This window comes from Maritimibacter sp. DP1N21-5 (genome assembly GCF_019218295.1).
GTDB lineage: Bacteria > Pseudomonadota > Alphaproteobacteria > Rhodobacterales > Rhodobacteraceae > Maritimibacter.
Window position 1 is genome coordinate 81,822 of record NZ_JAHUZF010000006.1, and the last position, 23,998, is coordinate 105,819.

General features: G+C 61.2%; 24 protein-coding genes. 5 read left to right on the forward strand and 19 right to left on the reverse strand.

Features of this window, described 5'->3' with window-relative positions; all coding sequences use genetic code 11:
- The first annotated feature begins 21 nt into the window (after positions 1–21).
- Positions 22–1,572, forward strand: coding sequence for a Ppx/GppA family phosphatase (locus KJP29_RS08000; RefSeq protein ID WP_218463068.1), 1,551 nt, complete (start codon positions 22–24; stop codon positions 1,570–1,572).
- Here KJP29_RS08000 and KJP29_RS08005 read toward each other — a convergent pair.
- From KJP29_RS08005 to KJP29_RS08025, 5 genes are read right to left on the reverse strand one after another with little or no spacing between them, the layout of a single operon-like run.
- Complete coding sequence (locus tag KJP29_RS08005; protein WP_218463069.1) at positions 1,569–1,934, reverse strand: hypothetical protein; 366 nt, start codon at positions 1,932–1,934, stop codon at positions 1,569–1,571. The genes KJP29_RS08000 and KJP29_RS08005 overlap by 4 nt on opposite strands.
- A gap of 16 nt (positions 1,935–1,950) precedes the next feature.
- Positions 1,951–2,952, reverse strand: a complete 1,002-nt coding sequence (locus KJP29_RS08010; RefSeq protein WP_218463070.1) for an endonuclease/exonuclease/phosphatase family protein — start codon at positions 2,950–2,952, stop codon at positions 1,951–1,953.
- Entirely contained in the window at positions 2,952–3,632 is a 681-nt protein-coding gene (locus tag KJP29_RS08015) for a molecular chaperone DjiA (RefSeq protein ID WP_218463071.1), read from the reverse strand. The genes KJP29_RS08010 and KJP29_RS08015 overlap by 1 nt, the downstream gene beginning before the upstream one ends.
- Positions 3,633–3,641: 9 nt before the next feature.
- The gene (locus KJP29_RS08020) at positions 3,642–4,145 is read right to left on the reverse strand and encodes a GNAT family N-acetyltransferase (RefSeq protein WP_218463072.1); all 504 of its coding nucleotides are present in this window, start codon (positions 4,143–4,145) and stop codon (positions 3,642–3,644) included.
- Complete coding sequence (locus KJP29_RS08025; protein WP_218464879.1) at positions 4,142–4,750, reverse strand: VOC family protein; 609 nt, start codon at positions 4,748–4,750, stop codon at positions 4,142–4,144. Before KJP29_RS08025 ends, KJP29_RS08020 begins: the two co-directional genes overlap by 4 nt.
- 317 nt (positions 4,751–5,067) lie before the next feature.
- Between KJP29_RS08025 and KJP29_RS08030 the strand changes: the two genes are divergently transcribed.
- A complete protein-coding gene (locus tag KJP29_RS08030) occupies positions 5,068–5,727 on the forward strand; it encodes a phage tail protein (RefSeq protein WP_218463073.1) in 660 nt (219 codons plus the stop codon).
- Between the two features lie 51 nt (positions 5,728–5,778).
- Here KJP29_RS08030 and scpA read toward each other — a convergent pair whose 3' ends face one another.
- A complete protein-coding gene (scpA, locus tag KJP29_RS08035; protein ID WP_218463074.1) occupies positions 5,779–7,905 on the reverse strand; it encodes a methylmalonyl-CoA mutase in 2,127 nt (708 codons plus the stop codon).
- Positions 7,862–8,875 carry a hypothetical protein gene (locus tag KJP29_RS08040; RefSeq protein ID WP_370630850.1) on the reverse strand — a complete coding sequence of 338 codons (1,014 nt, stop codon included), beginning with the start codon at positions 8,873–8,875 and terminating at the stop codon, positions 7,862–7,864. The genes scpA and KJP29_RS08040 overlap by 44 nt, the downstream gene beginning before the upstream one ends.
- Positions 8,876–8,969: 94 nt before the next feature.
- Here KJP29_RS08040 and KJP29_RS08045 point away from each other — a divergent pair, with 94 nt between their 5' ends.
- Complete coding sequence (locus KJP29_RS08045; RefSeq protein WP_218463075.1) at positions 8,970–9,419, forward strand: DUF4174 domain-containing protein; 450 nt, start codon at positions 8,970–8,972, stop codon at positions 9,417–9,419.
- A 160-nt stretch (positions 9,420–9,579) separates the two neighbouring features.
- Here the strand turns inward: KJP29_RS08045 and KJP29_RS08050 are convergent, their stop codons facing one another.
- From KJP29_RS08050 to KJP29_RS08090, 9 genes are all read right to left on the reverse strand, one after another.
- Positions 9,580–10,167, reverse strand: coding sequence for a hypothetical protein (locus KJP29_RS08050; RefSeq protein ID WP_218463076.1), 588 nt, complete (start codon positions 10,165–10,167; stop codon positions 9,580–9,582).
- Complete coding sequence (locus KJP29_RS08055; RefSeq protein ID WP_218463077.1) at positions 10,164–12,182, reverse strand: acetyl/propionyl/methylcrotonyl-CoA carboxylase subunit alpha; 2,019 nt, start codon at positions 12,180–12,182, stop codon at positions 10,164–10,166. Before KJP29_RS08055 ends, KJP29_RS08050 begins: the two co-directional genes overlap by 4 nt.
- 108 nt (positions 12,183–12,290) lie before the next feature.
- The gene (locus KJP29_RS08060; RefSeq protein WP_218463078.1) at positions 12,291–12,494 is read right to left on the reverse strand and encodes a hypothetical protein; all 204 of its coding nucleotides are present in this window, start codon (positions 12,492–12,494) and stop codon (positions 12,291–12,293) included.
- A gap of 421 nt (positions 12,495–12,915) precedes the next feature.
- Positions 12,916–13,272, reverse strand: coding sequence for a hypothetical protein (locus tag KJP29_RS08065; RefSeq protein WP_218463079.1), 357 nt, complete (start codon positions 13,270–13,272; stop codon positions 12,916–12,918).
- 57 nt (positions 13,273–13,329) lie between these two features.
- Positions 13,330–13,473: a hypothetical protein gene (locus KJP29_RS08070; protein WP_172839352.1), complete on the reverse strand. Its 144-nt coding sequence runs from the start codon at positions 13,471–13,473 to the stop codon at positions 13,330–13,332.
- Positions 13,474–13,651: 178 nt separating this feature from the next.
- Positions 13,652–14,140, reverse strand: coding sequence for a DUF6497 family protein (locus tag KJP29_RS08075; protein ID WP_370630851.1), 489 nt, complete (start codon positions 14,138–14,140; stop codon positions 13,652–13,654).
- Positions 14,137–14,532 (reverse strand): cupin domain-containing protein, encoded by a 396-nt coding sequence (locus tag KJP29_RS08080; protein WP_218463080.1) that lies wholly within the window; start codon positions 14,530–14,532, stop codon positions 14,137–14,139. The genes KJP29_RS08075 and KJP29_RS08080 overlap by 4 nt, the downstream gene beginning before the upstream one ends.
- A 456-nt stretch (positions 14,533–14,988) precedes the next feature.
- Positions 14,989–15,450: a hypothetical protein gene (locus tag KJP29_RS08085; RefSeq protein ID WP_218463081.1), complete on the reverse strand. Its 462-nt coding sequence runs from the start codon at positions 15,448–15,450 to the stop codon at positions 14,989–14,991.
- A gap of 44 nt (positions 15,451–15,494) precedes the next feature.
- Entirely contained in the window at positions 15,495–17,027 is a 1,533-nt protein-coding gene (locus KJP29_RS08090) for an acyl-CoA carboxylase subunit beta (RefSeq protein WP_039682631.1), read from the reverse strand.
- 180 nt (positions 17,028–17,207) lie between these two features.
- Here KJP29_RS08090 and KJP29_RS08095 point away from each other — a divergent pair, with 180 nt between their 5' ends.
- Both KJP29_RS08095 and KJP29_RS08100 read left to right on the forward strand, forming a co-directional pair.
- The gene (locus KJP29_RS08095; RefSeq protein ID WP_218464882.1) at positions 17,208–18,425 is read left to right on the forward strand and encodes a multidrug effflux MFS transporter; all 1,218 of its coding nucleotides are present in this window, start codon (positions 17,208–17,210) and stop codon (positions 18,423–18,425) included.
- Positions 18,426–18,490: 65 nt separating this feature from the next.
- Positions 18,491–19,891: a short-chain fatty acyl-CoA regulator family protein gene (locus tag KJP29_RS08100; protein ID WP_218463082.1), complete on the forward strand. Its 1,401-nt coding sequence runs from the start codon at positions 18,491–18,493 to the stop codon at positions 19,889–19,891.
- A 30-nt stretch (positions 19,892–19,921) separates the two neighbouring features.
- Here KJP29_RS08100 and KJP29_RS08105 read toward each other — a convergent pair whose 3' ends face one another.
- From KJP29_RS08105 to betB, 3 genes are all read right to left on the reverse strand, one after another.
- Positions 19,922–20,572, reverse strand: coding sequence for a thermonuclease family protein (locus KJP29_RS08105; RefSeq protein ID WP_218463083.1), 651 nt, complete (start codon positions 20,570–20,572; stop codon positions 19,922–19,924).
- 54 nt (positions 20,573–20,626) lie between these two features.
- Positions 20,627–22,273, reverse strand: coding sequence for a choline dehydrogenase (betA, locus tag KJP29_RS08110; protein ID WP_218463084.1), 1,647 nt, complete (start codon positions 22,271–22,273; stop codon positions 20,627–20,629).
- A gap of 255 nt (positions 22,274–22,528) precedes the next feature.
- Positions 22,529–23,980: a betaine-aldehyde dehydrogenase gene (gene betB, locus KJP29_RS08115; protein ID WP_218463085.1), complete on the reverse strand. Its 1,452-nt coding sequence runs from the start codon at positions 23,978–23,980 to the stop codon at positions 22,529–22,531.
- Positions 23,981–23,998: the final 18 nt, after the last annotated feature.

Genomic DNA, 23,998 nt, shown 5'->3' on the forward strand with positions numbered 1-23,998 from the left:
AGTGCGCATCGCGGGGGCCCCATGAACGTATCTGTTTCGCCACAGACGGGCGACAGCAGCCTATTTGGCAAACCCTTGTTCGAAGATCCGTCGGCACGAGCGCTCTCGCGCGTAGGCGTGGTCGATGTGGGATCGAACTCGGTCCGATTGGTTGTCTTTGATGGTGCGGCACGCTCGCCTGCATATTTCTACAACGAGAAAATCATGTGCGCCCTTGGCGCAGGCGTGTCCGACACAGGTCACTTGAGCCCCGAGGGGCGTGTGCGCGCCCTCAATGCGCTGACCCGCTTTCAGCGTCTCGCCGAAGGAATGGGCCTGTCGGACTTGTCTGTCGTTGCCACCGCCGCAGTACGTGATGCAAGCGACGGGCTCGAATTCCGCTCGGATGTGTTGCGCGAAACGGGCCTGAACGTCCGGGTCATCGACGGTCGGGAAGAGGCCCGCCTGTCCGCCCAAGGCGTGCTGCTGGGTTGGCCTGGCTCCTATGGCCTGGTCTGCGACATCGGCGGGTCCTCCATGGAACTGGCCGAGATTTCGGACGGCGAGGTGGGCCGGCGCGTCACGTCGGACCTTGGTCCGCTCAAGCTGCAAACCGTCAGGGGCGGCAAGAAAGGGCGACGCGCGCATATCAAGGACGTGATGGCGCAGCTTCACGAGGAAATGGGAGCGCAGCGCGACCGGCTGTTCCTTGTCGGCGGGTCATGGCGGGCCATTGCGCGCGTCGACATGCACCGCCGCGGCTATCCCCTGCACGTCCTGCATGAATACCGGATGACACCACAGTCCGTGCAACGCACCGCAAAATTCATTCGCGAGCATGAGGATCACGAGGCCTTGCGTGGCGAATGCGGTATCTCCTCGGCCCGGATGGCTCTTGTTCCGCTGGCCGCAGAAGTCCTGTGGCGCCTGGTCAAGACTTTTCGCCCAAAGGACATCGCCGTCTCAAGCTACGGCATCCGGGAGGGGATGCTCTACGAACAGATGCCACAGCGCCTGCGCGACCGTGACCCCCTGATCGAAGCCTGCCGCTTTGCCGAGGCGAAAGACGCGCGGATGCCCGGGTTCGGCAAGCTGCTCTACCAATTCATCGAACCGATCTTCAAATCCGCGCCTGAGCAGCGCAAACGTTTGATCAAGGCGGCGTGCCTGCTGCACGACGTCAGCTGGCGCGCGCATCCGGATTACCGGGCCGAGGTCTGTTTCGACAATGCAACGCGCGCCAATCTGGGCGGATTGAAGCACGCAGAACGTGTCTTCCTGGGGCTTGCGTTGCTGCACCGCTATACGAACAAGCGCGAAGGCACGCATTTCGAGGGTCTGTACGACCTGATCGACGACAAAACCCAGCGCGACGCCGAAATCCTGGGAAAGGCGATGCGCTTCGGGGCCATGCTGTGGATGGAAAAAGATGCCGAGCGTGGCGAATTCCGCTGGTTTCCGAAGAAACGCGAACTGGAACTGCATCTGTCGCCCGACGCCATGCCGCTCTTTGGTGAGGTGGCCGAGGCGCGGTTGAACTCGCTTGCCAACTCGCTCGAGGCGAAGGTGACGGTGAAAAAGCGCCGCCGCTAGATTTCGATCTCGGTGTCCGTATCGGGCGTCTTCTGCAGTTCTTCCGGGGTCTTGCGACGAATGATTATGTCCCCATTTTCCAGTTTTTCGGGCGGATGGTAGACGCTCCAGTCCTCGACCTCTTCCAGAAGACCACGCAAGGCTGGTCCCATCTGCGTCGCGAAATCGCGCATGGCGGGACCAAACTCTTCGGCCAGGCCCTGCAAATCGTCCATCGCGGGCTCCATTTCGCGCATCAGCCCTTCCATGAGCATCTGCGCCCCGCGTTCCATCAGCGACAACCCGCGCTCGTCCTCGGTCTCTTGCGCGATGGCTGAACCGGCAAGGATCGCCATGCAAGCTGCAGCAACAATCGGTTTCATGCCAAACATATGGGGATCATAGCACGATATCCAAGCTCACCGGGAAATGATCCGATGCGGTGACCAAGGCATCGCGAAGCGCGGGGTCGGACCAGCATTTGGGATCATCAAGCGGGTGCCAGATGCGCCACGTGGGTGACCGCGCCGCCAGATCCGGTGAGATCATCACGTAGTCCAGCAAGGCCTGCAGAAAACGCTGTTCGGGCCGTATCCAGAACCGCGCGGTGGTCGGGGTCGCCCCAAGGCGGCGTTGCAACGCCTGTCTCGCATGCGGGTCGGACAATGCGGTGTCGCCTGCCCCCATGATAATCTCGACCGACGAGCGCCCGAAAAGATGCTCGTATTCATCGAGCCCTGGACCGTCGTTCAGATCGCCCAAGACTATCAAGGGCTCCGCATCCGCCAGAATGGCATCGACCCGCGCACGCAGCCAGATTGCCTGGGCCAATTGCTTGCGCCGGTTGGCGATTGAGATGCGCATCACCTCGTCCCGGTCGCGGGCACCGTGCGGCGCCTTGGATTTCAGATGCGCGCCGATCATCCTGAGCATGGCGCCACTTTCGCTTTCGACAAGCAACTCCAACGGGGGTTTGGAAAACACCACCTCGTCTTCGGTGGCATCGATATCGAGGTCGATCCGGAAACTGCCGTCAAAGCGTGGCGCGCCTGCATGGACTTGCGGCGCGTGGGTGACCACCAGCACATCCGGGTCATAGAGCAGCGCGATTTCTTGCTGCGTGTCGTTCGAGAAGCCGATCACTGCCTGCCGTGCACGCAGATCGGCATGGCGGGCAAAGGTTTCCAGCGCGCGCACCGTGTCGCGGCCGCGGCTGGTGTCGGGTGCTTCGATCACCATGATCGCGTCGGCATCGAGCGCACGGAACACGGTGCGAAGCGCGTCGATTTGCGCGGCCCGCGTCACGTCATGGCGCGAAGACCATTGGTCGTCATTCAACAACGCCCCGTCATCATCGAAGAGGCTGTTCATCCATTCGACATTGTAGGTGGCAATCCGCATCAGCTTCGGGTGCTCAAGATCTCTTCCCAGGCACGATTGATGTCGATCATCCGCTTCTCAGCAAGGCGCACGGCCTCCTCCGGGACACCGCGCGCCATCATTGCGTCGGGGTGGTTTTCGCGCACCAGCTTGCGCCAGGCCGTGCGGATGTCGTTCAGTTCCAACCCCGCATCGACGCCAAGAACCGAATAGGGATCAGGCGTCGCGTCAGGTACAAACCGTGCGCGCAAGGCCCGAAAATCGGCGTCGGAGATGTCGAAAATGTGCGCCACCTCCTCGAGAAATGCGTCCTCGTTGGGGTGATAGAACCCGTCTGCCATGGCGATGTGAAACAGCCCCTCAATCAGATCGGTCAGGGTTTCGGGCTGGCTTGCGAACATGGCGTGGATGCGGGTGGCATAGTCCGCGAACCCGGCGACATCCTGCCGGGCGAGGTTGAACACCTTCGCCGCCCCGGCTTCGTCCTTGGCCGCGATGTGAAACACCTCGCGAAAGGCGGTGACCTCGTCGCGCGTCACCTGGCCATCCGCCTTGGCCATCTTGGCCCCGAGTGCGATCACCGCAATGGCAAAGGCCACGCTGCGTTCCGGTGGCGCACGCAGCTTGTCGAAAACATCCGTCAGGCTTTCGCCGGCGGTCAAGGCAGCAAGTGCGTCGGATATGCGGGCCCAAAGGGACATGTGTCGACCCTATACCGTATCTCGGGGCTTGGCGTCGGCGCTTGCCGTCGCACCCAGCCGTTTTTGCATGAGGACCAGATCAAGCCACACGCCGCCCTTTCGCCCCACCTCCGGCATATGGCCGACCCTCGAGAACCCCATGGCAGAGTGGAACGCGATGGCCGCGTCATTGGTGCCGCTGATCCCTGCCACCATGATGTGATGCCCTTCCGCCGCTGCGCGCGCTTCAAGCGCGGTCAGAAGTGCCCTGCCGTGACCGCGCCCACGCGCACCATCGGCCAACAGAATGGTATGTTCGACCGTCGCCGCATAACCCGGGCCGCTCCGGAACGGGCCATAGGTCGCAAACCCACCCCGATCCTGCAGAACCAGAACAGCCTGGCATTCGATCATTTTTTCAATATCGGTCAACGACTTGGGCGCTGTCGTGAAGGTAATCTGCGTGTGCGTGATCACCGCATTCCAGATGTCCGCGATCCATGCTGCATCGTCGCGCGCGGCGTTGCGGATCATAGGACACGTGGCCCATGTGGTGTGTCAAACTCGGCGCACATGCCGACCGCTCCAACCTCGACCGACACGCGGTCATCTGACAGGTGCGGCGCAAGCGCGGCTGCAAGAGCGTCTCCGTCCGGGTGTGAGAGCGTTAGGCGGCGCAGACGAATGCCTGTCGGTTCAAGCTGCGTTGCCGGGTGAACGCCAGCGGGCCACTCGATCAGCGCCGGCCACAGGTTGTCGAAAGGGGTCGTCCCCTCCTCCGACACCGCCATGCGCCACGCCAAGTCACCGCGACGGACGGCGACGGGCGTTCCGGCACCGCTGGGCATGTTATTGAGCGCGCGGTCCATGTCCGACACGGAACACGCCCAGTTCGACAGCCGCGCTTGGCCTTCGAAACGGTCCAGATCGTACCAGCGCGGCCTCTTCGGTGGCGAGACCTCCGGATTGGGTGCAATGGCTTCAAGGTAGATGCCGTCCTCAAGCCCCATCAGGGCGTTATGGGTCTGAAACACCGCATGAGACCCGCCCGGCTGCATCTTGACACCCAGCGCCTCTTCAACATGTGTCCGTGCGGCTTCAAGCATCGTGGCTCCGACGACGAGATGATCAAAAAACATGAAGAATCCAAATCCGAGATCAAATGCACCGCGCCAGAGCGCGCCATGCGATCGCAATATCGCAGCAGTGCATACGGATGAGAAGGCCATCAGCGCGGAAAAGCCCGAGATGTCGCGCAAAATCAAACGTCTCGACGATGTCACCCTGTCCGATTGTCAAGGAAAACGCCCACAAAGATAAACGCGGAAACCCGCCCAAAATGTTGACACATCGGCATAGTTTCGCCGACAGTGGTGCGCGTAAAGATTGAATAGAACTCATTTGCACCAAATTCGTTCGAGCGGTTTTCAGCGAATGGTGCGGGAAAGGCACCGGAATGAAACATCTTCTGAAACTCACCACATCACTGGCTGCGGCTGCGACGGTTGCAGCATCACTGACATTCACTCCACAACAAGCGCAGGCCCAGGCGGCGGATCAATTTCTTGGTCAGATCACCTGGTTCCCCTACACATTCTGTCCTCGTGGTTGGGCAGAGACGGATGGGCGGCTTCTGGCAATTTCCCAGTACAGCGCTTTGTTCTCGCTCCTTGGCACCAACTACGGCGGCGACGGACGAACGACTTTCGGCCTCCCAGACCTGAGCGGACGCACGGCGATGGGTCAGGGCACCGGGCCCGGTCTGAGCCCGGCAATTCTTGGCCAGAAAAAGGGCTTTGAATTCACGAATTTGACAGCCGCGCAATTGCCGTCGCACAACCACCTCTTGCGTGGTGTGAATAAGAATGACCAAGCAGGTGGCGGCTATGCAGATGCAGCCGGCCCCGGCGGGGACACGCTGGCAACCCCGGACTTTAATGCACCCGGCAACCCAAATCCGGACATCAACATCTATTCCAACCTGAATCCGAACACGACCATGAACACGAATTCGATCACGTTCACAGGCAGCAACCAATCGGTTCCCTTGCAGGACCCGGTTCTGGTGCTGCGCCCGTGTATTGCGTTGACCGGTATCTTCCCGTCACGCAACTGATAAACATCCGCTCAAACACAAAGGGCCGCCCCTGAAGGCGGCCCTTTTTTGTCAGGTATCGTTGCGCAGGATCGACAGGATTTCCTGCGCGGCATCCGGGATGTTGGTGCCGGGGCCAAAGATCGCCTTTACCCCTGCATTATAGAGAAACTGATAGTCCTGTTGCGGAATGACCCCGCCACAGATCACGATGATGTCCTCGGCGTCCGCATCTTTCAGTGCCTGCACCAGTTGCGGCGCCAGCGTCTTGTGCCCTGCCGCCTGTGACGAGATGCCGATCACGTGCACATCGTTGTCGATGGCGTCCTGTGCCGCTTCTGCAGGGGTCTGGAACAACGGCCCCACATCGACGTCGAAGCCGATATCGGCAAAAGCCGTCGCGATCACCTTGGCCCCGCGGTCGTGCCCATCCTGGCCCATCTTGACCACCAGCATACGCGGGCGGCGGCCTTCGGCTTCTGCGAAGTCCTCGACCGATTTCTGGATCGCGGCAAAGCCTTCGTCGCCCTCGTAGGCGGCACCGTACACTCCGGCGAGCGTCTTCACCTCTGCCCGGTGGCGACCGAACTCTTTTTCCATGGCCATGCTGATCTCTCCCACCGTTGCACGTGCCCGCGCCGCGTTTACCGCGGCTTCCAACAAGTTACCGTCTGCGGCTGCCACGGCGCTGAGCGCCTCCAGGGCGGCCTGGCAGGCATCCTCGTCCCGCTCCGACCGGATGCGAGTCAGCCGCGCAATCTGGCTTTCGCGCACGGCGGCGTTGTCGATGTCGAGGATGTCGATCTCGTCCTCTTTCTCGAGCCGGAACTTGTTGACGCCGACGATCACCTCGTCACCCTTGTCGATCATGGCCTGACGGCGTGCAGCCGCCTCCTCGATGCGCAGCTTGGGCATGCCGGAGCCGACGGCCTTTGTCATGCCGCCCATCTCCTCGACCTCTTCGATCAGTTTCCAGGCTTCGGTTGCCAGGTCGTGGGTCAGCTTTTCGACGTAGTAAGAACCCGCCAACGGGTCGACGACATTGGTCACGCCCGTCTCGTTCTGCAGGATGAGCTGCGTATTCCGCGCGATGCGGCTTGAGAATTGCGTTGGCAAAGCAATGGCTTCGTCAAAACTGTTGGTGTGCAACGATTGGGTGCCGCCCAGCACAGCGCTCATCGCCTCGAACGCGGTACGCACGATGTTGTTGTAGGGGTCCTGCTCCTGCAAGCTTACACCGCTGGTCTGGCAATGCGTGCGCAGCATCATGGATTTCGGATTCTTCGGCTCGAACTCGGACATGATGCGGTGCCACAGCAGACGCGCGGCCCGCAGCTTGGCGGCTTCCATGAAGAAGTTCATGCCAATGGCAAAGAAGAAGGACAGCCGCCCGGCGAACTTGTCCACATCCATGCCCCGCGCGATGGCGGCACGCACGTATTCGCGCCCGTCAGCGAGGGTAAAGGCGAGCTCCTGAACCAGGTTCGCGCCCGCTTCCTGCATGTGGTAGCCGCTGATCGAGATGCTGTTGAACTTCGGCATCTCATTCGAGGTGTATTCGATGATGTCCGCGATGATCCGCATCGAGGGTTCGGGCGGATAGATGTAGGTGTTGCGGACCATGAACTCCTTGAGGATGTCGTTCTGGATGGTGCCGGACAGTTGCGCGCGGTCCACGCCCTGCTCTTCCCCTGCGACGATGAAGTTGGCGAGGATCGGGATGACCGCCCCGTTCATGGTCATCGACACGGACACCTTGTCGAGCGGGATGCCGTCGAACAGGATCTTCATGTCCTCGACGCTGTCGATGGCAACGCCGGCCTTGCCCACATCGCCGACGACACGCTCATGATCGCTGTCATAGCCGCGGTGGGTGGCGAGGTCGAAGGCCACGGACACGCCTTGCTGGCCCGAAGCAAGCGCACGACGGTAGAAGGCGTTGGATTCTTCGGCTGTTGAAAAGCCCGCATATTGCCGGATGGTCCAAGGACGGCCCGCGTACATGGTGGCTTTCACACCCCGCGTGAACGGCGCTTCTCCGGCGATTGTGCCCAGGTGATCCACGCCTTCCAGGTCGTCAGCCGTATAGATCGGCGCAACGTCGATCCCTTCAAGCGTGTTCCAGGTCAGATCCTCGACCGGGCGGCCGCGCAGCTCACCCTCCGCGAGGTTCTGCCAATCGTCTTTCTTGGTTGTCATATCCATGTCCTCTTGTCAGCGGGCCATGCGGCAGGGTTTGCCCCGCTCCTCTCTGGCCCAAATCCTCTGTCAGTGTTGCAAGTCCGTCGGCACCGGCCGTCAGCCAGTGGATGTCATCGAGATACGCTTCGCGCATGGCTGCGCTTGCGGCGGGGTCAAAAGGCGCCCAGCTTTCGGAGCTGCCCCGGATCATGTCGGGATCGTTCCCGCGTTCGGCGAGGATCCCGCGCAGTTGGGTCACGCCGGGTGACCGGTTCAGCCAGGTTTCGGCTCCGGCGCGCGGGCCGTGCAGACCGGTCATCGCCCGGAACATTGCATCAGGCCGCCCCGCGGTGCGCTCGAACGGCACAACGATAAGGCGCGCGGACGGGACAGCGCAGGCAACATCCATCACCACGTCCCGCCATGCACGCGCGCCAAATGCGATGCGCACACATTGATCAGGCTCCAGCGTCGCATGGCCGCGCGCCATGCTATACGCCGCAGCCGAGGCCCAGTAGTGGTTCAACGACCGGATCGACAAGACGACCGTATCTATCCGTCCATCGAAGGCCGCGGCATAGCGCGCCATGCGCTCTCCCACGTCGTCATAAAGCGACCGCCGACGCATGTTTCGACGCATCGTGCCAATCATGTTTTCATCCGAGATGATCAGCGATTTCGTGCCATTCCGCTCGGCCTTGTTCAGGTGCAACAAGACACGCCCACGGGCCCTGCGCGTCATTTGGGGCGTTGATGTCGGCGATGGCAGAACACCGGAGAACAATCCCTTCCGGGTCCGCAGTGGCCCCCAGAAGCCCAGGCGCCGGGCACGCATGAAGTCCGCGTTTTGCCGGACGTAAGCCTGAAAGGATGTCGTTCCTGTCCGGTGCGCCCCAATGTGCAGTGTAACTTTCATGCCGCCGCGATCCCTTGCCCTGCGCGCCGATCGCCCCGTGTTGGGCCGGCGCAGATGGGTCAGCGATCGCACGGCAAGCCTTGCGGAGCGATTAAAGCTAAAATTGACGCGAGCAGCCGTCGCAATCGGGGAAAAAGCCGCTACATTGATCCCAGCAGGAGGGCAGATGAAACAGCTACTACCCATTGTTCTGGTTGGACTTTTCGGCGGTTCCGTCGTCGCTGCAGCAAGTGATGACGCGCCCGAGCCTTCCATCTTTGTCACCGGCAATGTCCCGGATTTGAGCGAATTTGTCTGGGAAAAGCGGCCGATCATCGTGTTTGCCGACAGCCCGAACGATCCAAACTTCGGACAACAGATGGATTTTCTGGAAGATCGCGCTGATGAATTGGCCGAACGGGATGTGATCGTGCTGACGGACACAGACCCCTCTGTGGACAGCGATTTGCGACTGAAATTCCGCCCGCGCGGCTTCATGCTGGTCATTGTTGCCAAGGATGGTGGCGTTATACAGCGCAAGCCCTTCCCATGGGACGTCCGCGAAATCACACGCTCCATCGACAAGATGCCGATCCGGCAACGCGAAATCCGGGAACGGCGCGGGCGGGGTAGCTGAACGCCTGCGTCACAGCACGTTAACGATTGCGGGCTAGCTGTGCCCTTGTGCTTGTGAAAAACCGGTGCACAGCCTATATTGTTTATGCAGTCACGGGATGGCTGCACCGTAAGAGGAAAGGAGACGGATATGTCGGATACACCCAAACGTACCACTCCCGTCACTGGTCGGAACGGGCCGAGCCCGGGTTACTGACGACCGGATCGGCGCCCATCTGGCGCAACGCTTCCACCGCGTAGGTCCGTGCGCGTTGCTTCATCTGCAAATACTCAAAGTAAGCAATCTCACGCCGTTTGCGGCTGGCCGTATCCGTGCCTTCGACAAATGGTTTGAGCCGTGAGTCCGCGATCTGCACCTCGATGGCATTGAGTTGCGAGTAGTATTTCACAACCGGATCAATGATTGATTTCGGCAGGATGTGGATGTTCTCAAGGACCGACTGGAACACCATGTCGTTGTATTCCGTGGGCAAAAACGGCACGTAGCCCGCAGCGATGCGGGGCTGCATCGCCTCCCAGACAGCATCGAAATCCTCGCTTTCCAGCACTTCAAGGTAATGCTTTATCTCGGCCACAAGCGCGCGCTGAACATCCTCGCGCTGCTCATGCCGCAGCCGGGCAGCCGCACGGCGGTTTTGCCTGCCGTTTACGATCCACCCCACGGCGACGAAGAGCCCCGCAATGACAGCTTGCCAGATGCGGGGGTCAACGGCCGCCAACCCGTCAAGGATATGACGGGCCGCACTCACTCGAATTCCATGATCACATCATCGACGGCCAGGCTGTCGCCCGCGCCTGCGTTGATCTTGGACACGATGCCCTTCTTCTCGGCGCGCAGGATGTTTTCCATCTTCATCGCCTCGATCGTGCAAAGCGCTTGCCCCTCCTGCACCTCGTCACCCTCGGCCACGTCGATCTTCACGACCAAGCCCGGCATGGGGCAGAGCAGCATCTTGGACGTATCCGGCGGCAGCTTCTCGGGCATCAGGCGTGCCAGTTCGGCCTGCCGCGGTGAGCGGACATGCACCTTCAGGTCGGCACCGCGGGTGCGGATGCGGAACCCGCCCGATACCTTGCCCACTTTCAGAACAAGCGGTGCACCATCGACGGTCATCTCCGCCAGTTGATCCCCCGGCGTCCAATCGCCCGCGACACGAACCGCCGTCCCATTGAACGAAACGGTCGCCCCATCGTGGTCGGCGTTGACAACCACGTCATAGGACTGCCCCTGCAACGTGACGTTCCAGTCCTTGCCTACCTTGCGCTCGTGGTTGTCCATGCGGCCAGACACGCGGGCGCGGCGAATTTCCGCGACGCGGTGCATGGCAGCACAGGCGGCGGCCACACGGCGCAAGTCGCTTTCGGCCAGCTCCACACCTTCAAAGCCTTCGGGATACTCCTCGGCAATGAATGCTGTCGTCATGTCACCGGAAATGAATTTCGGATGGTCCATCACGGCGCTCAGGAACGGCAGGTTGTGGCCAATGCCTTCGACCTCGAAACTGTCGAGAGCGACGCGCATCGCTTCGATGGCCGTGGCACGGTCAGGGCCCCATGTGCACAGCTTGGCAATCATCGGGTCATAATACATGCTGATCTCGCCGCCTTCGTAGACGCCCGTGTCGTTGCGCACGACAATGCTGTCCGGGGTCACACCGGGGCTGTAGCTCTCGGTCTCGGCCGGGGGGCGGTAGCGGGTCAGACGGCCAATTGACGGCAGAAAGCCGCGATACGGATCCTCGGCATAAAGCCGGTTTTCGATGGCCCAGCCGTTCAGCTTCACATCGTCCTGGGTGATCGACAGCTTTTCGCCCGCAGCAACACGGATCATCTGTTCCACCAGATCGACGCCCGTGATCAGTTCGGTCACCGGGTGCTCCACCTGCAGACGGGTGTTCATTTCGAGGAAGTAGAAATTCTTATCTCCGTCCACGATGAATTCGACGGTCCCGGCGCTGGCATAGCCGACGGCCTTGGCCAGAGCGACAGCCTGCTCCCCCATGGCTTTGCGTGTCGCTTCATCAAGGAACGGCGACGGCGCTTCCTCGACCACTTTCTGGTTCCGCCGCTGGATCGAGCATTCGCGCTCACCCAGATAGATGCCATTGCCATGACTGTCGCAGAGCACTTGAATTTCGATGTGGCGCGGTTGTGTGACGAATTTCTCGATGAAAATCCGGTCGTCACCGAAACTGTTGGCCGCCTCGTTCTTGGAAGACTGGAAGCCCTCGCGCGCCTCCTCATCATTCCAGGCAATGCGCATCCCCTTGCCACCGCCGCCGGCGGAGGCTTTGAGCATGACGGGATAGCCGATCTCGGTCGAGATTTTGACGGCCTCGTCTGCGTCGTCGATCAGGCCCATATAACCGGGGACCGTGCTGACGCCCGCGTCCTGCGCGATTTTCTTCGAGGTGATCTTATCGCCCATCGACTCGATGGCGCCCTTGGGCGGGCCAACGAAAGCGACGTCCGCTTCTTCCAGCGCTTCGGCGAATTTCGCGTTCTCGGACAAAAAGCCGTAGCCGGGGTGTACAGCCTGCGCGCCCGACTGCTTGATCGCATCCATCACCTTGTCGATGACGATATATGATTGGTTGGCGGGCGGTGGCCCGATATGGATCGCCTCGTCCGCCATCTGCACATGCAGTGCCTTGGCATCGGCATCCGAATAGATGGCAACGGTGGGAATACCCATCTTGCGCGCCGTCTTGATGACGCGGCAGGCGATCTCCCCCCGGTTGGCGATCAGGATCTTGTTGAACATAGGGCCTCACTTCTCTGGGTCTTGAAACGCAAAACACCGCCTTGCCCGGAGGCAAGACGGCGTTCCGCGTGTGACTGAAAAACGCGCGTCAGGCGCGCGGCGCTGGTGTTAGCAGCGGCTTGGGTAACGGTCGCAATAAAGCACGTTGGCACCGGCACCGACCGCTGCACCTGCAACGGCGTTGCCGCCAAGTGCTGCGGAACCGACGCCGCCGACGGCGCCACCAAGGACAGCCTGCTCACCCACCGTGTCACCACAGGCGGCCAGACCGAACGCGGCCGCGGTGGCAAGGATTGCGAATTTGATACGCATAATGATCTTCCTTTATCTGACGTCTTTGTCCTGTGACAAACGCCACGGTCGATCAATCGTTCCCACCGACATGCGGTGGAACGCGCACCAGACCGCCGAAACCGGCTGGTGCGAACACCGGTTTGCCGCCGATCCGCCATATGAACCACAGATGCGCAGGATGCTGCCGCAGCATCACGCGACGGCACGAAAAAAAAGGTGGGCAGCATGATGTCTTGCGACATGTGCTGCCCACCAGGGGAAGGGGTACGGAAATGGTACACAACGCCGCAGATAACCTGGGGAAGCGGCGCTGCTTGATCACGCTCGCACGCTTTTTCGACGCGCACAAAGGGGTTGTGAGAGGACCGGCGGGAATGAGCCATGTTTCGCCAAATACGGGAATTCGACGGCAAGAAAGCGCCGATGAGAGCTAGCAACATCAGTCCCACCCCTCTTGAAAAGCGTCAGGGAAAGACACACGCGCAGCAGTCTCATCAATCTGCAAAAGTGCTTCATAATCAGCAGGATCAAAGGGATCTGTGGCCGGAATCACTTCACGCCCGAAAAGCCAGGACAGGCGCCCTGCATCCAGATTGCCACGCTCGAACGGTTCAGTGCCGAAATGTGCCCACAAAGCAGCCATGAACGCCGCATCCGCACGCCGGTCTGCCGGTTTGCGATCGGCAAAACGTTCGCGCCGCTGCAGCGGTGTGACCCCCTTGGGGTTCGGACGGCGAATTGTGAATTGGAAGTCTGTGCCGGTCAGTCGACCGGGGAAACCGCGATGTTTCAGCATGCGCTGCCCCCCGCGGTGAGGGGTGTCAGGGCGGGCAGAAACGCCCGCCCTGCAGAATTACTTGAACTTGCCCGTGTGGACAGGCTCTTGGCTGATGGGCTCTGGCTCGACAACGACGAACTCTTCGTTGTTGTTGCGGGCGCATGCTGCGACCAGAACCATGAGGCTAACCATGCCCAACACTTTGATGCTCTTCGACATCTGTCTCTCCTGTAGTCAACTTCCAGACACGCAAAATCACGCGCCTGATGCGAGGTAAGGGGGTCTTGGGGACCCCTTGGGCTGCATATACGTGATTTTCGGGCTGAAAGATACGGGTGCAGACAGGCTTGCGCGTGTTGTGGCCTCAAAGACGCATATGCAAAATTCCGCTGAGCCATCACAATGCCTCCCAGACACAACCGTTGGGCCCCGGACGGAAGGCCTCGAAAAACTGTGTCGCGTCAGGATCAGTCGTACCGAAAGCGACAGGTCGATCCATAAGCGAGATCACAACGACGTCTGCGCTCAATCCGAAGTTGGACATATATGAAAGTGCAAACCCATCGCAGAGCGCTTGAAAATCCGGCTCGGCTTCCGCGTAAGTCACGGTCCCCGACTCCCGTGCGATGTCCGGCGCCAGAAACCGGAAACGCATCCACATTTCAGCACCAACTTCATCGATCAGGACTTCGGATAGTGAAACTGGTTGGCCGGATGGCACATCCTCGGCAAACAATGGAGTTGCATAAAGCATCAAGGCCGAAACGCAGCCCCGGACCCATTCCCGTTTCCAGGTCCGGGCTCCTCCCTCCGGGGCTGCTGTGCGTGCGGTGATAACCCGTCGCACTGTTCCGTTCGGCACAGTATGTTGCCTGTCACCCTTCATCGTGCATCTTCTTCTTGCGTTGTAAAGGTCGCAGGCGAGGTGATTTCAATCAATTCGAGGTCGTCAGAGTGCCGAATCTCCCGGTGCACGATCCCTGGAGGCTGCAAAACACAGGAGCATGCACGCAGCACATGTTCCCCCTGCCCCTGATATTCAAACACCACCCAGCCCTTGATGACGTAGACCATCTGGAAGTCCAGATCATGTGAATGCCAGGTGCCGGAGCTCTCCATTCCGGGAACGGCGCGGATCACATGCGCACCATAAGCGCCCTTGGTCGCCTCGGAGATGCCAAGCTGACGATACTCGAAAAAGGGGCGGAGGCCTTCGGATTGGAACGCGCCGCTATCCGCGTGCGAGATCGCAAAAGCCTGGTTTTTCCACAAACTCATGGCCGCCACCCCGCATGGCGAACCCAACGCGCGCGGTTGGAGGCGTCATTCAAAACTGCATCGGCGCGTGCAAAAACGACCGCAGGTACCGGCCCAGCCGCACGTCCACCCGCCGTAACGCGCCAGCCCTCGGCAACGCTCTCCAGCCGCACGACCGGAGAAAAGCCCCGTACATTTTGCAATGCGCGCCAAAGATCCTGACGGATCTGGTGAGCCAGTCGAATGGCCTTCCCGCGCGGCAAAACAGTACGGGCCGCAAAATCAAACCGCGCGGGCAAATGACGGCAAAGCGTAATGCTGTCGCCGTCACTCAAGAGATGCCAGCGACGTCTCATGATTTGTCCCTCGCAGGTCCGCCGATGACCGCATCAGCGACGACACGGCGACGCCACGCAATCAAAGCTGCGCCAATTCTGACAGAAGCGCGTTCCGCACACATTCTGCGAGGGGCTTGCGTCATCCGAAGAACCGGATGCCGCGGCAGTTCGCATTCGAGAATGCTGGCTGAACATCAACGGAAGTACTGGACACCGAAACAAAGTCTCCAGTGTTTTTGACACGTGGCCACACCAGTTGAATCACGATCCGGCTGTAGTTACGTCCCGAAAGCTCCTGCTTCACCCGAGGCAAGAAAGTGCGGCAAACCGCAAGCATACGATTGCGAACAACTTGGCGTGACCCCGAATGACTGCCGAACATTGCGACAACGATCTCACCCGCAGCGTTCCTGCTTGATCGGGAACTGGCGCCATCGTCACGGGTCAGCGTGGTGGTGATCGATGATGTCCCTACTTCGAGCAGACAACCATAGGAGCCGTCGCCCAGGTCGAACGCTTGCTTACCACGACACTCACGCTCCTGCTGCGCCATCGCAGGCAACGCAAAACACATCACTAGGACAGTAAGAATGTACCGCACTTTTTTCTCCATTTCCGTATTGGGGATCGCACCGTGCGATTCCCCTATAGCGGGATATTATCGTGCTTCTTCCACGGCATAGGAGTCTTCTTGTTGCGCAGTGACGCAAAGGCACGGCTGACCCGCTTGCGGGTCGACCGGGGCTGGATCACCTCGTCGATGAACCCACGCTCGGCCGCCACAAACGGATTGGCAAAGCGATCCTCATAGTCCTTGGTGTGCTGCGCCGTCTTCTCGGCGTCACCCAGATCGGCACGGTGGATGATCTCGGTCGCACCCTTGGCACCCATCACCGCAATCTCAGACGTGGGCCAGGCATAGTTGAAATCAGCCGCCAGATGTTTGGACGCCATCACAACGTAAGCACCGCCATAGGCTTTGCGGGTAATGACCGTCACCTTCGGCACCGTCGCCTCACCATAGGCGTAAAGCAGCTTCGCGCCGTGTTTGATCACGCCACCGTATTCCTGTGTCGTTCCGGGCAGGAAGCCGGGCACGTCAACAACGGTCAGGATCGGAATGTCGAAGCAGTCGCAGAAGCGCACAAAGCGTGCCGCCTTGCGCGCGCTGTCGATGTCCAGAACGCCCGCCAACACCATGGGCTGGTTGGCGACAACACCCACGGTGCGCCCCTCAAGTCGGATGAACCCGGTGATGATGTTCTTGGCAAACTCTTCCTGCAACTCGTAGAAGTCGCCCTCGTCCGCGAGCTTCACGATCAGCTCTTTCATGTCGTAGGGCACGTTCGGGTTGTCGGGCACCAGCGTATCAAGGCTCGTCTCGATCCGGTCCGGCTCGTCAAAGAAGGGGCGGACGGGCGGCTTCTCACGATTGTTGAGGGGCAGGAAGTCCACGAGGCGGCGCACTTCGGCCAGTGCTTCCACGTCGTTGTCAAAGGCCGCATCGGCCACCGACGACTTCTTGGTGTGGGTGGACGCGCCGCCCAATTCCTCGGCCGTCACCTGTTCGTTGGTCACGGTTTTCACAACGTCCGGACCCGTCACGAACATATATGAGCTGTCTTTGACCATAAAGATGAAGTCGGTCATGGCAGGCGAATACACAGCACCACCGGCGCACGGGCCCATGATGACGGAAATCTGCGGCACCACGCCCGACGCCATGATGTTGCGCTGGAACACCTCACCATAACCGGCAAGGCTGTCGACGCCTTCCTGAATACGCGCACCACCTGAGTCGTTGATGCCGATGACCGGCGCACCGTTCTCGACTGCCTTGTCCATGATCTTGCAGATCTTGGCTGCATGAGTTGCCGACACGGATCCACCCAGAACCGTAAAGTCCTGAGAAAAGACATAGACCTGCCGTCCGTTGATCGTGCCCCAGCCGGTGACAACGCCGTCGCCTGCAGGTTTCTGCTTTTCCATCCCGAAATCGGTGCAGCGATGCGTGACGAACATGTCGAACTCTTCGAACGATCCCTCGTCCAGAAGCAGATCAATACGCTCCCGTGCGGTCAGCTTGCCGCGCCCGTGTTGCGCGTCGATCCGTTTTTGCCCGCCGCCAAGACGCGCATCCGCGCGCCGTGATTCCAATTCGGTCAGAATATCTTTCATGCTGTCCCCGCTGGTGGTTTGGGTGGCTTATACAGGTGCACATACGCGCGATTGAAGGATCAATCGGAATATTTGCAAATCTTATTCAGTGGCGGTGATGCAAATTGCAAAACAGCAAAACACACCTATGCGTGCATCACTGCACTGGACAGTTCACTTTCTCAGACATACCTCAGCCCAATGCAAGCGCCGCCCAAGGTCCGATTTCTGGACCGCACGACCCCGCCACATATCATCACGCTGATCCTCTTGGCCGGAGTGTCGGCCATGGTGATGAACATGTTCCTGCCCAGCCTGCCGAACATGACGGCCTATTTCGACACCGAATATCGTCTGATGCAGCTGTCGGTCGCGCTGTACCTTGCCGTCTCGGCCATCATGCAGACGATCATCGGGCCCATCTCGGACAATCTCGGCCGGCGCAAGGTGCTGATGTGGGGAATTGGCCTGTTCATGCTTGCAACACTGGGCTGCATCTATGCGCCCAGCGCAGAGGTTTTCCTGTTCTTCCGCATGTGCCAGGCCATAATCGCCGTCGCCATGGTGCTGAGCCGCGCCATCATCCGCGACCTCTATGATCAGGATCACTCCGCCTCCATGATCGGATACGTCACCATGGGCATGGCGGTTGTGCCGATGATCTCCCCCTTCTTCGGCGGCCTGCTGGACGAAGGGCTGGGATGGAAGTCGGTATTCTGGTTCTTCTTCTTCACAGGCGCCTTGCTCTTGTGGCTCGTCCATCGGGACGTGGGCGAAACGGCGCAGCCCTCTTCTAAATCGCTGATTGGACAATTCAAGGAATACCCGGAACTCCTCCGCTCCCCCCGCTTCTGGGGTTATTCGCTGGCGGCGGCCTTCTGCTCCGGCTCGTTCTTCGCCTATCTCGGCGGCGCCCCGTTCGTGGGCACCGAAGTTTTCGGCATGACGCCAGCGGTCCTCGGCTTCTTCTTTGGCGCACCTGCCGTCGGCTACTTCGTCGGCAACGGCCTCAGCGGGCGTTACGCAACCCGTTTCGGTGTGAACCGTCTGGTCCTCTGGGGCTCCATCGCGAATGCGTTCGGCACATTCGTATCCCTCGGCATCTTCGTGGTTGGCATGGGCACGCCCCTGTCCTTCTTCGGCATGATGACCTTCGTGGGCCTCGGCAACGGCCTCGTGATCCCGAACGCCACCGCGGGGATGCTGTCGGTGCGGCCGCATCTGGCGGGCACCGCCTCGGGCCTGGGCGGCGCGATCATGATCGGCGGCGGCGCGGCCCTTTCGGCACTGGCAGGCTTCCTACTGACGCCCGAAACCGGCGCATACCCCCTGCTCTACATCATGTGCATCACAGGCGTCTGCGCTCTACTGGCCATCGGCGCGGTCTATCGCCGCGAGCGGAGACTGGCGGTGGCGTAACTCTTGCGCCCACAGCTTTGCAAACCTAGTGTCGCCGCACTGCAAATCTGCAAAGACGGATCGCCATGGCCGCCCCAAAACTCTATGCCGGAGCAAAGCTGCGCGAGGTGCGCACCCGCGTCGGCCTCACGCAAAAGGATTTCGCCGCCAAGCTCGGCGTCTCCCTGCCCTATCTGAACCAGATGGAGAACAACAACCGGCCCGTCAGCACGACGGTCGTGCTGTCGCTGGCGCAGGAATTCGGCCTCGACGTGACCGAGCTGAGCTCGGGCGACGGGGAACGGATCGTCTCGGACATGCGCGAGGCGCTGTCCGACCCCGTCTTTTCCAGCGACATGCCCCCCATGGCAGACCTGCGGCTCGCCGCCTCCAATGCGCCAGCGCTCGCCCACGCCTTTCTCGAACTGCACCGCGCCTACCGCCAAACCCACGAACGGCTCGCATCCCTCGACGAAGCATTGGGTCGCGAAGACGCCCGCGCACGCCCCAGCCCTTGGGAGGAAGTGCGCGATTTCTTCCACTACTGCGACAACTACATCGACGCCGTGGACCGCGCCGCCGAACACTTCGCCGGTACCGAAGGTCACCACCGCAACATCCGTGTCGCTGCTGTCTCTTCCCTCGCCCATGGCGGCGTGGAGGTCAGTTTCGAAGACACCGACACCCTGCGGCGCTACGACCACGACGCCAGAAAACTCATCCTGTCCCACCGTGCCAGCCAGGAAAGCCAGACCTTCCAACTGCTGCTGCAAGTGGCGCTGCTGCGGCAGGACAAGCTGCTCGAAGCGACCCTCGATTTCGCCCGCTTCCAGACGGAAGAGGCACGGGCCATCGCCAAAATCGGGCTTGCCAATTACTTCGCAGGCGCTGCGCTCATGCCCTACGGCCAGTTCCTGCACGCCGCGCAAGAAACACGGCACGACCTCGAACAACTCGCCACGCGCTTCGGCGCCTCCATCGAACAGGTCTGCCACCGGCTCTCGACGCTGCAGCGCCCAGGGGCCAAGGGCGTCCCGTTCTTCTTCGTCCGCGTCGACCAGGCGGGCACGATCACCAAACGCCACTCCGCCACCAGACTGCAATTCGCACGTTTCGGCGGGGCCTGCCCGCTCTGGAACGTGCACCGTGCGTTCGAACAGCCTGGCCAGTTCCTGCGTCAGCTTGCCGAAACGCCCGATGGCGTGCGCTATGTCAGCCTCGCCCGCGACGTCACCAAATCCGGCGGGCGCTTCGGTGCACCAGTCCGGCGCTACGCCATCGCACTCGGATGCGAGGTGACCCATGCAGGCCAGCTTGTCTATGCCGACGGGCTCGACATCACGCGGGCCGAGGCGTTCGAACCTATCGGGATCTCCTGCCGGATCTGCGAACGCAAGATGTGTCACCAGCGCTCCGTCCCGCCGCTGGAACGCAAGCTATCGGTCGATCCGGACACGCGCGATGTGCTGCCCTATGCGGTGAACTAGGCGGATCAGGATCCGCCTTACGACTGCACCTCAACGCCGCGCAGGCCGCCACCCAGCCCGCAGCGCCTCCCCCTCGGAACAAAACCACCGCTCGCCCCGCGCCTCGTTGATACCGGTGCGATCATAGAACTCCTGCCCCGGCACATGAAAGATCTGCCCGCTGCCAGAAATATTGCCCTTGATCCGACAGGCCGGGTCGGGTGGCAAACGCCCCTGCCCCCGCGCCTCACGAAACGCGGCTGGGGACTGCACACGGTAACCATGCAACCCGCGCCCCGCGACATAGGCCGCCTTTTCATCCAGATCGTAGTCCATCCCGTAGCGCCGATAGGCAAAGGCCCATCCGGCGCTTACGATCTCCGCCCCCATGTCGGCACCGTCCACCCGGCACTTCGCAACCGTCCGGCCATACCGGTCCGTATCCAGCGTCTCACACCGGGCCGTTTGCCCGCCGAACCGCGCCTCGACCTGCACGGTCGCCCAAGTCCCGCAGGCAAAAGGCTGGCCTGCCGCTGTCTCACACGTCTGATCCACTTCAGGCGCATCAATGGCGTGCAACCGCACCCGGACGTCGCCCACATCCACCGTGTCGGCATCAGTCACACGCAAGACACCGCTGAAATCCGCGAACCCAAACGAGGGCAAGAGGGATAGAACAAGCACCGAACAAAGTCTTAACATTCCGTTAATATGACAACGGACCTGACCGAGTTCAAACGGTGCCTGCAGCCATCCTTAACGCTGCGCCGTCTCCCACTCCGGATGCACCCAGGGCACGTCATTGCTGCGCGGCAGGCTACGGCCCAGAATGTGATCCGCCATCTTCTCACCCGTCATGATCGACGGCCCGTTCAGGTTGCCATTGGTGATACGCGGAAAGACCGAACTGTCCACCACGCGCAAGGCATCGACCCCGATCACACGCCCCTCCGGATCGACAACCGACATCGGATCATCGGCCCGCCCCATCCGGCAGGTCCCGCACGGATGATACGCGCTCTCTGCATGTTCGCGGATCACCTCATCCAGCTCATCATCGCTCTGATGCGCATCACCCGGTTGGATCTCATGCTTCACAAACGGCGCAAACGCCTCCTGCGCAAAGATCTCGCGCGTGAGCCGGATGCAGGCGCGGAAGTCCTGCCAATCCTGCTCCGTGCTCATGTAGTTGAAGCGGATCACCGGATCGTCTGCGGGATCCGCCGACCGCAACGTCACAGCACCTCGCGACGGGGACCGCATGGGGCCGACATGCGCTTGAAACCCATGCCCTTCAGCTGGCGCGTAGCCATCATACCGCACCGCCATGGGCAGGAAGTGATACTGAATGTCCGGATAGGGCACCCCGGCCCTGCTGCGAATGAAAGCCGCGCTCTCGAACTGGTTGGACGCGCCCAGACCGGTGCCGGTAAACAGCCACTGCGCCCCGATCATCGCCTTCGAGATCAGGTTCCAGTGCTTGTAGAGCGTGATCGGCTGGCTGGAGGCATACTGGATATACATCTCCAGATGGTCCTGCAGGTTCGCGCCCACACCGGGGCGGTCAGCCACCACATCAATCCCATGCTCGGCCAGATGCGCGCCCGACCCAATTCCCGACAGCATCAGGATCTTAGGCGAGTTGATGGACGAGGCTGCAAGGATCACCTCCACCCGCGCCTTCACCACCTGTCCCCCGGCCAGAACCACGCCCATTGCGCGCCCATCGGTCATCTCGGTCCGCTCGACCAGCCCACGCACCAGATCGCAATTGGGCCGCTTCAGCGCAGGCCTCAGATAGGCATTCGCCGCCGACCAGCGCCGGCCCTTGTGCACGGTCTGCTCCATGGGGCCAAAGCCTTCCTGCTTCTGCCCGTTATAATCGCCCGTGACCTCATAGCCCGCCTGCCGCCCCGCATCGACAAACGCCTTGAACAGCGGGTTCCGGCGCGGCCCGCGCGTGACGTGCAAAGGCCCATCGGTGCCGCGCCACGCCGGATCGCCCCCATGGCCATTGCCGTCCCAGCTTTCCATCCGCTTGAAGTAAGGCAGCACGTCGGCATAGCCCCAGCCATCCGCGCCACTCTCCGCCCAATGGTCATAGTCCAGCGCATGGCCCCGCACATAGACCATCCCGTTGATGGACGACGACCCACCCACAACCTTGCCGCGCGGACAGACCAACCGCCGCCCGCCCAGATGCGGCTCAGGTTCGGACATGTAGCCCCAATCGTAGCGCTTCATGTTCATCGGATAGGACAAGGCCGCAGGCATCTGAATGAACGGCCCCGCATCGGTGCCGCCATGCTCAATTACCAGCACCGACTTGCCCGCCTCGGCCAGCCTGTAAGCCACGGCGCACCCCGCCGACCCGGCCCCCACAATCACGTAATCCGCTTCCATCACTCACCTTCCGGTGATTCCGCGAAGGGTCAAGGATGCGCAGCACCGCGCGCAGGCGCGGCTTGTCCTTGAGGCTTCGGGGAATCGCATCTCATCCTTGAAAGGGTGTCTTGAGGCGCACAAAGCGCCCTCAAGCACCTCTCAGCACACATCCTTCACATATCTCAAACAGCGCAGCATCTGCCCCCTGCCCGCCCTTTTTCGGAGTGCGGGGTGGGTGGGCGGGCGCGCTCCAAAAAAGGGCGTCCCGACCCATCAAAACGGAGCCTCCAGATCGCCCATGCGCACATAAACCGACTTCACCTGGCTATAATGTTCGATCGCCGCCTTCGAATTCTCGCGCCCCACGCCCGAGGCCTTGACCCCACCAAAGGGCGCTTCAACCGGCGCATCGTTGTAGCTGTTGATGAAACAGGTCCCCGCCTCGAACCCGGCGGCCACCCTATGCGCTCGGGTCAGATCGCTTGTGAACACACCTGCGGCCAAGCCAAATTCCGTGTCATTGGCGCGGGCCATAACGTCGGCCTCGTCTTCGAAATCCAGCACCGCCATCACCGGGCCAAAAATCTCTTCCCGCGCGATGGTCATGTCGTCCGTCACGTCGGCAAAAACGGTCGGCTCCAGAAAGAACCCGTCCCGCTCCAGCCGCTCGCCCCCGGTCACAAGCCGTGCGCCTTCGTCCTGTCCCTTGGCAATGTAGCCCTGCACGATCTCCATCTGCCGTTCGCTGACCATCGGGCCAAAGCTCGTCTCGGGATCCTGCGGATCACCAATCACAGCAGCGCCCAGCCGCTCGGTCAAACGCGCCAGAAACGCCTCCTTGATCCCCGACTGCACAAAGACGCGGGTCCCATTGGAACAGACCTGCCCTGAGGAATAGAAGTTGCCCAGGATCGCCCCCGACACCGCATTCTCAAGATCCGCATCGTCAAAGATGATCAGGGGCGACTTGCCCCCCAACTCCATCGTCACATGCTTCATCTCAGCCGCGGCGGCAGCATAAACCTTGCGGCCCGTCGGCACCGAACCTGTCAACGACACCTTGTCGACACGCGGGTCCGACACCAGCGCCGCGCCGACATCGCCCAGCCCCTGCACCACGTTATAGACACCCGCAGGCGCCCCCGCCTCGTGCAGGATCTCAGCCACTTTTAATGCACAAAGCGGCGTCGTCTCGGACGGCTTGAACACCATCGTGTTGCCGCAGGCGAGCGCAGGCGCGCTCTTCCAGCAGGCAATCTGGGTCGGGTAGTTCCACGCCCCGATCCCGACGCACACACCCAAAGGCTCACGACGGGTGTAAACCCAATCCTCACCCAGCGGGATGTGCTCGCCCGTCAAGGTCGCGGCCATACCGCCAAAATACTCCAGCGCATCCGCCCCGCTGGTGGCGTCGACCACGCTTGTCTCCTGATAGGGCTTGCCGGTGTCATAGGTCTCCAGCACCGACAGATCGTGGTTCCGCTCGCGCAGGATGTCGGCAGCACGGCGCAGGATGCGGCCCCGCTCCGTACCGGTCATCGCCGCCCACTCCGCCTGCGCTGCCCGCGCGGATGTCAGGGCGTGATCTATCACCGCAGGCGTCGCGGAATACACGCGGCCAATGACCTCTCCGGTCGCCGGATAGATCACGTCGATGGGCGTGCCCGCCGTATCTTCCACATAAGCGCCACCAATATAGTGGCTTGCTGTCGGTTGGGTCTGCATTCAAATCCTCTTGGTGTT

Excerpts from the sequence above, each read along its gene's own strand:
- KJP29_RS08000 (WP_218463068.1), top strand. The coding sequence starts at position 22 with ATGAACGTATCTGTTTCGCCACAGACGGGCGACAGCAGCCTATTTGGC.
- KJP29_RS08080 (WP_218463080.1), bottom strand. The coding sequence starts at position 14,532 with ATGAGTTTGTGGAAAAACCAGGCTTTTGCGATCTCGCACGCGGATAGC.
- KJP29_RS08095 (WP_218464882.1), top strand. The coding sequence starts at position 17,208 with ATGCAAGCGCCGCCCAAGGTCCGATTTCTGGACCGCACGACCCCGCCA.
- KJP29_RS08020 (WP_218463072.1), bottom strand. The coding sequence starts at position 4,145 with ATGATCCGCAACGCCGCGCGCGACGATGCAGCATGGATCGCGGACATC.
- KJP29_RS08065 (WP_218463079.1), bottom strand. The coding sequence starts at position 13,272 with ATGCTGAAACATCGCGGTTTCCCCGGTCGACTGACCGGCACAGACTTC.
- KJP29_RS08090 (WP_039682631.1), bottom strand. The coding sequence starts at position 17,027 with ATGAAAGATATTCTGACCGAATTGGAATCACGGCGCGCGGATGCGCGT.
- KJP29_RS08070 (WP_172839352.1), bottom strand. The coding sequence starts at position 13,473 with ATGTCGAAGAGCATCAAAGTGTTGGGCATGGTTAGCCTCATGGTTCTG.
- KJP29_RS08100 (WP_218463082.1), top strand. The coding sequence starts at position 18,491 with ATGGCCGCCCCAAAACTCTATGCCGGAGCAAAGCTGCGCGAGGTGCGC.
- betB (WP_218463085.1), bottom strand. The coding sequence starts at position 23,980 with ATGCAGACCCAACCGACAGCAAGCCACTATATTGGTGGCGCTTATGTG.
- KJP29_RS08005 (WP_218463069.1), bottom strand. The coding sequence starts at position 1,934 with ATGAAACCGATTGTTGCTGCAGCTTGCATGGCGATCCTTGCCGGTTCA.
- KJP29_RS08015 (WP_218463071.1), bottom strand. The coding sequence starts at position 3,632 with ATGTCCCTTTGGGCCCGCATATCCGACGCACTTGCTGCCTTGACCGCC.
- KJP29_RS08025 (WP_218464879.1), bottom strand. The coding sequence starts at position 4,750 with ATGTTTTTTGATCATCTCGTCGTCGGAGCCACGATGCTTGAAGCCGCA.
- betA (WP_218463084.1), bottom strand. The coding sequence starts at position 22,273 with ATGGAAGCGGATTACGTGATTGTGGGGGCCGGGTCGGCGGGGTGCGCC.
- KJP29_RS08075 (WP_370630851.1), bottom strand. The coding sequence starts at position 14,140 with ATGAAGGGTGACAGGCAACATACTGTGCCGAACGGAACAGTGCGACGG.
- KJP29_RS08045 (WP_218463075.1), top strand. The coding sequence starts at position 8,970 with ATGAAACAGCTACTACCCATTGTTCTGGTTGGACTTTTCGGCGGTTCC.
- KJP29_RS08105 (WP_218463083.1), bottom strand. The coding sequence starts at position 20,572 with ATGTTAAGACTTTGTTCGGTGCTTGTTCTATCCCTCTTGCCCTCGTTT.
- KJP29_RS08055 (WP_218463077.1), bottom strand. The coding sequence starts at position 12,182 with ATGTTCAACAAGATCCTGATCGCCAACCGGGGGGAGATCGCCTGCCGC.
- KJP29_RS08010 (WP_218463070.1), bottom strand. The coding sequence starts at position 2,952 with ATGCGGATTGCCACCTACAATGTCGAATGGATGAACAGCCTCTTCGAT.
- scpA (WP_218463074.1), bottom strand. The coding sequence starts at position 7,905 with ATGACAACCAAGAAAGACGATTGGCAGAACCTCGCGGAGGGTGAGCTG.
- KJP29_RS08030 (WP_218463073.1), top strand. The coding sequence starts at position 5,068 with ATGAAACATCTTCTGAAACTCACCACATCACTGGCTGCGGCTGCGACG.
- KJP29_RS08060 (WP_218463078.1), bottom strand. The coding sequence starts at position 12,494 with ATGCGTATCAAATTCGCAATCCTTGCCACCGCGGCCGCGTTCGGTCTG.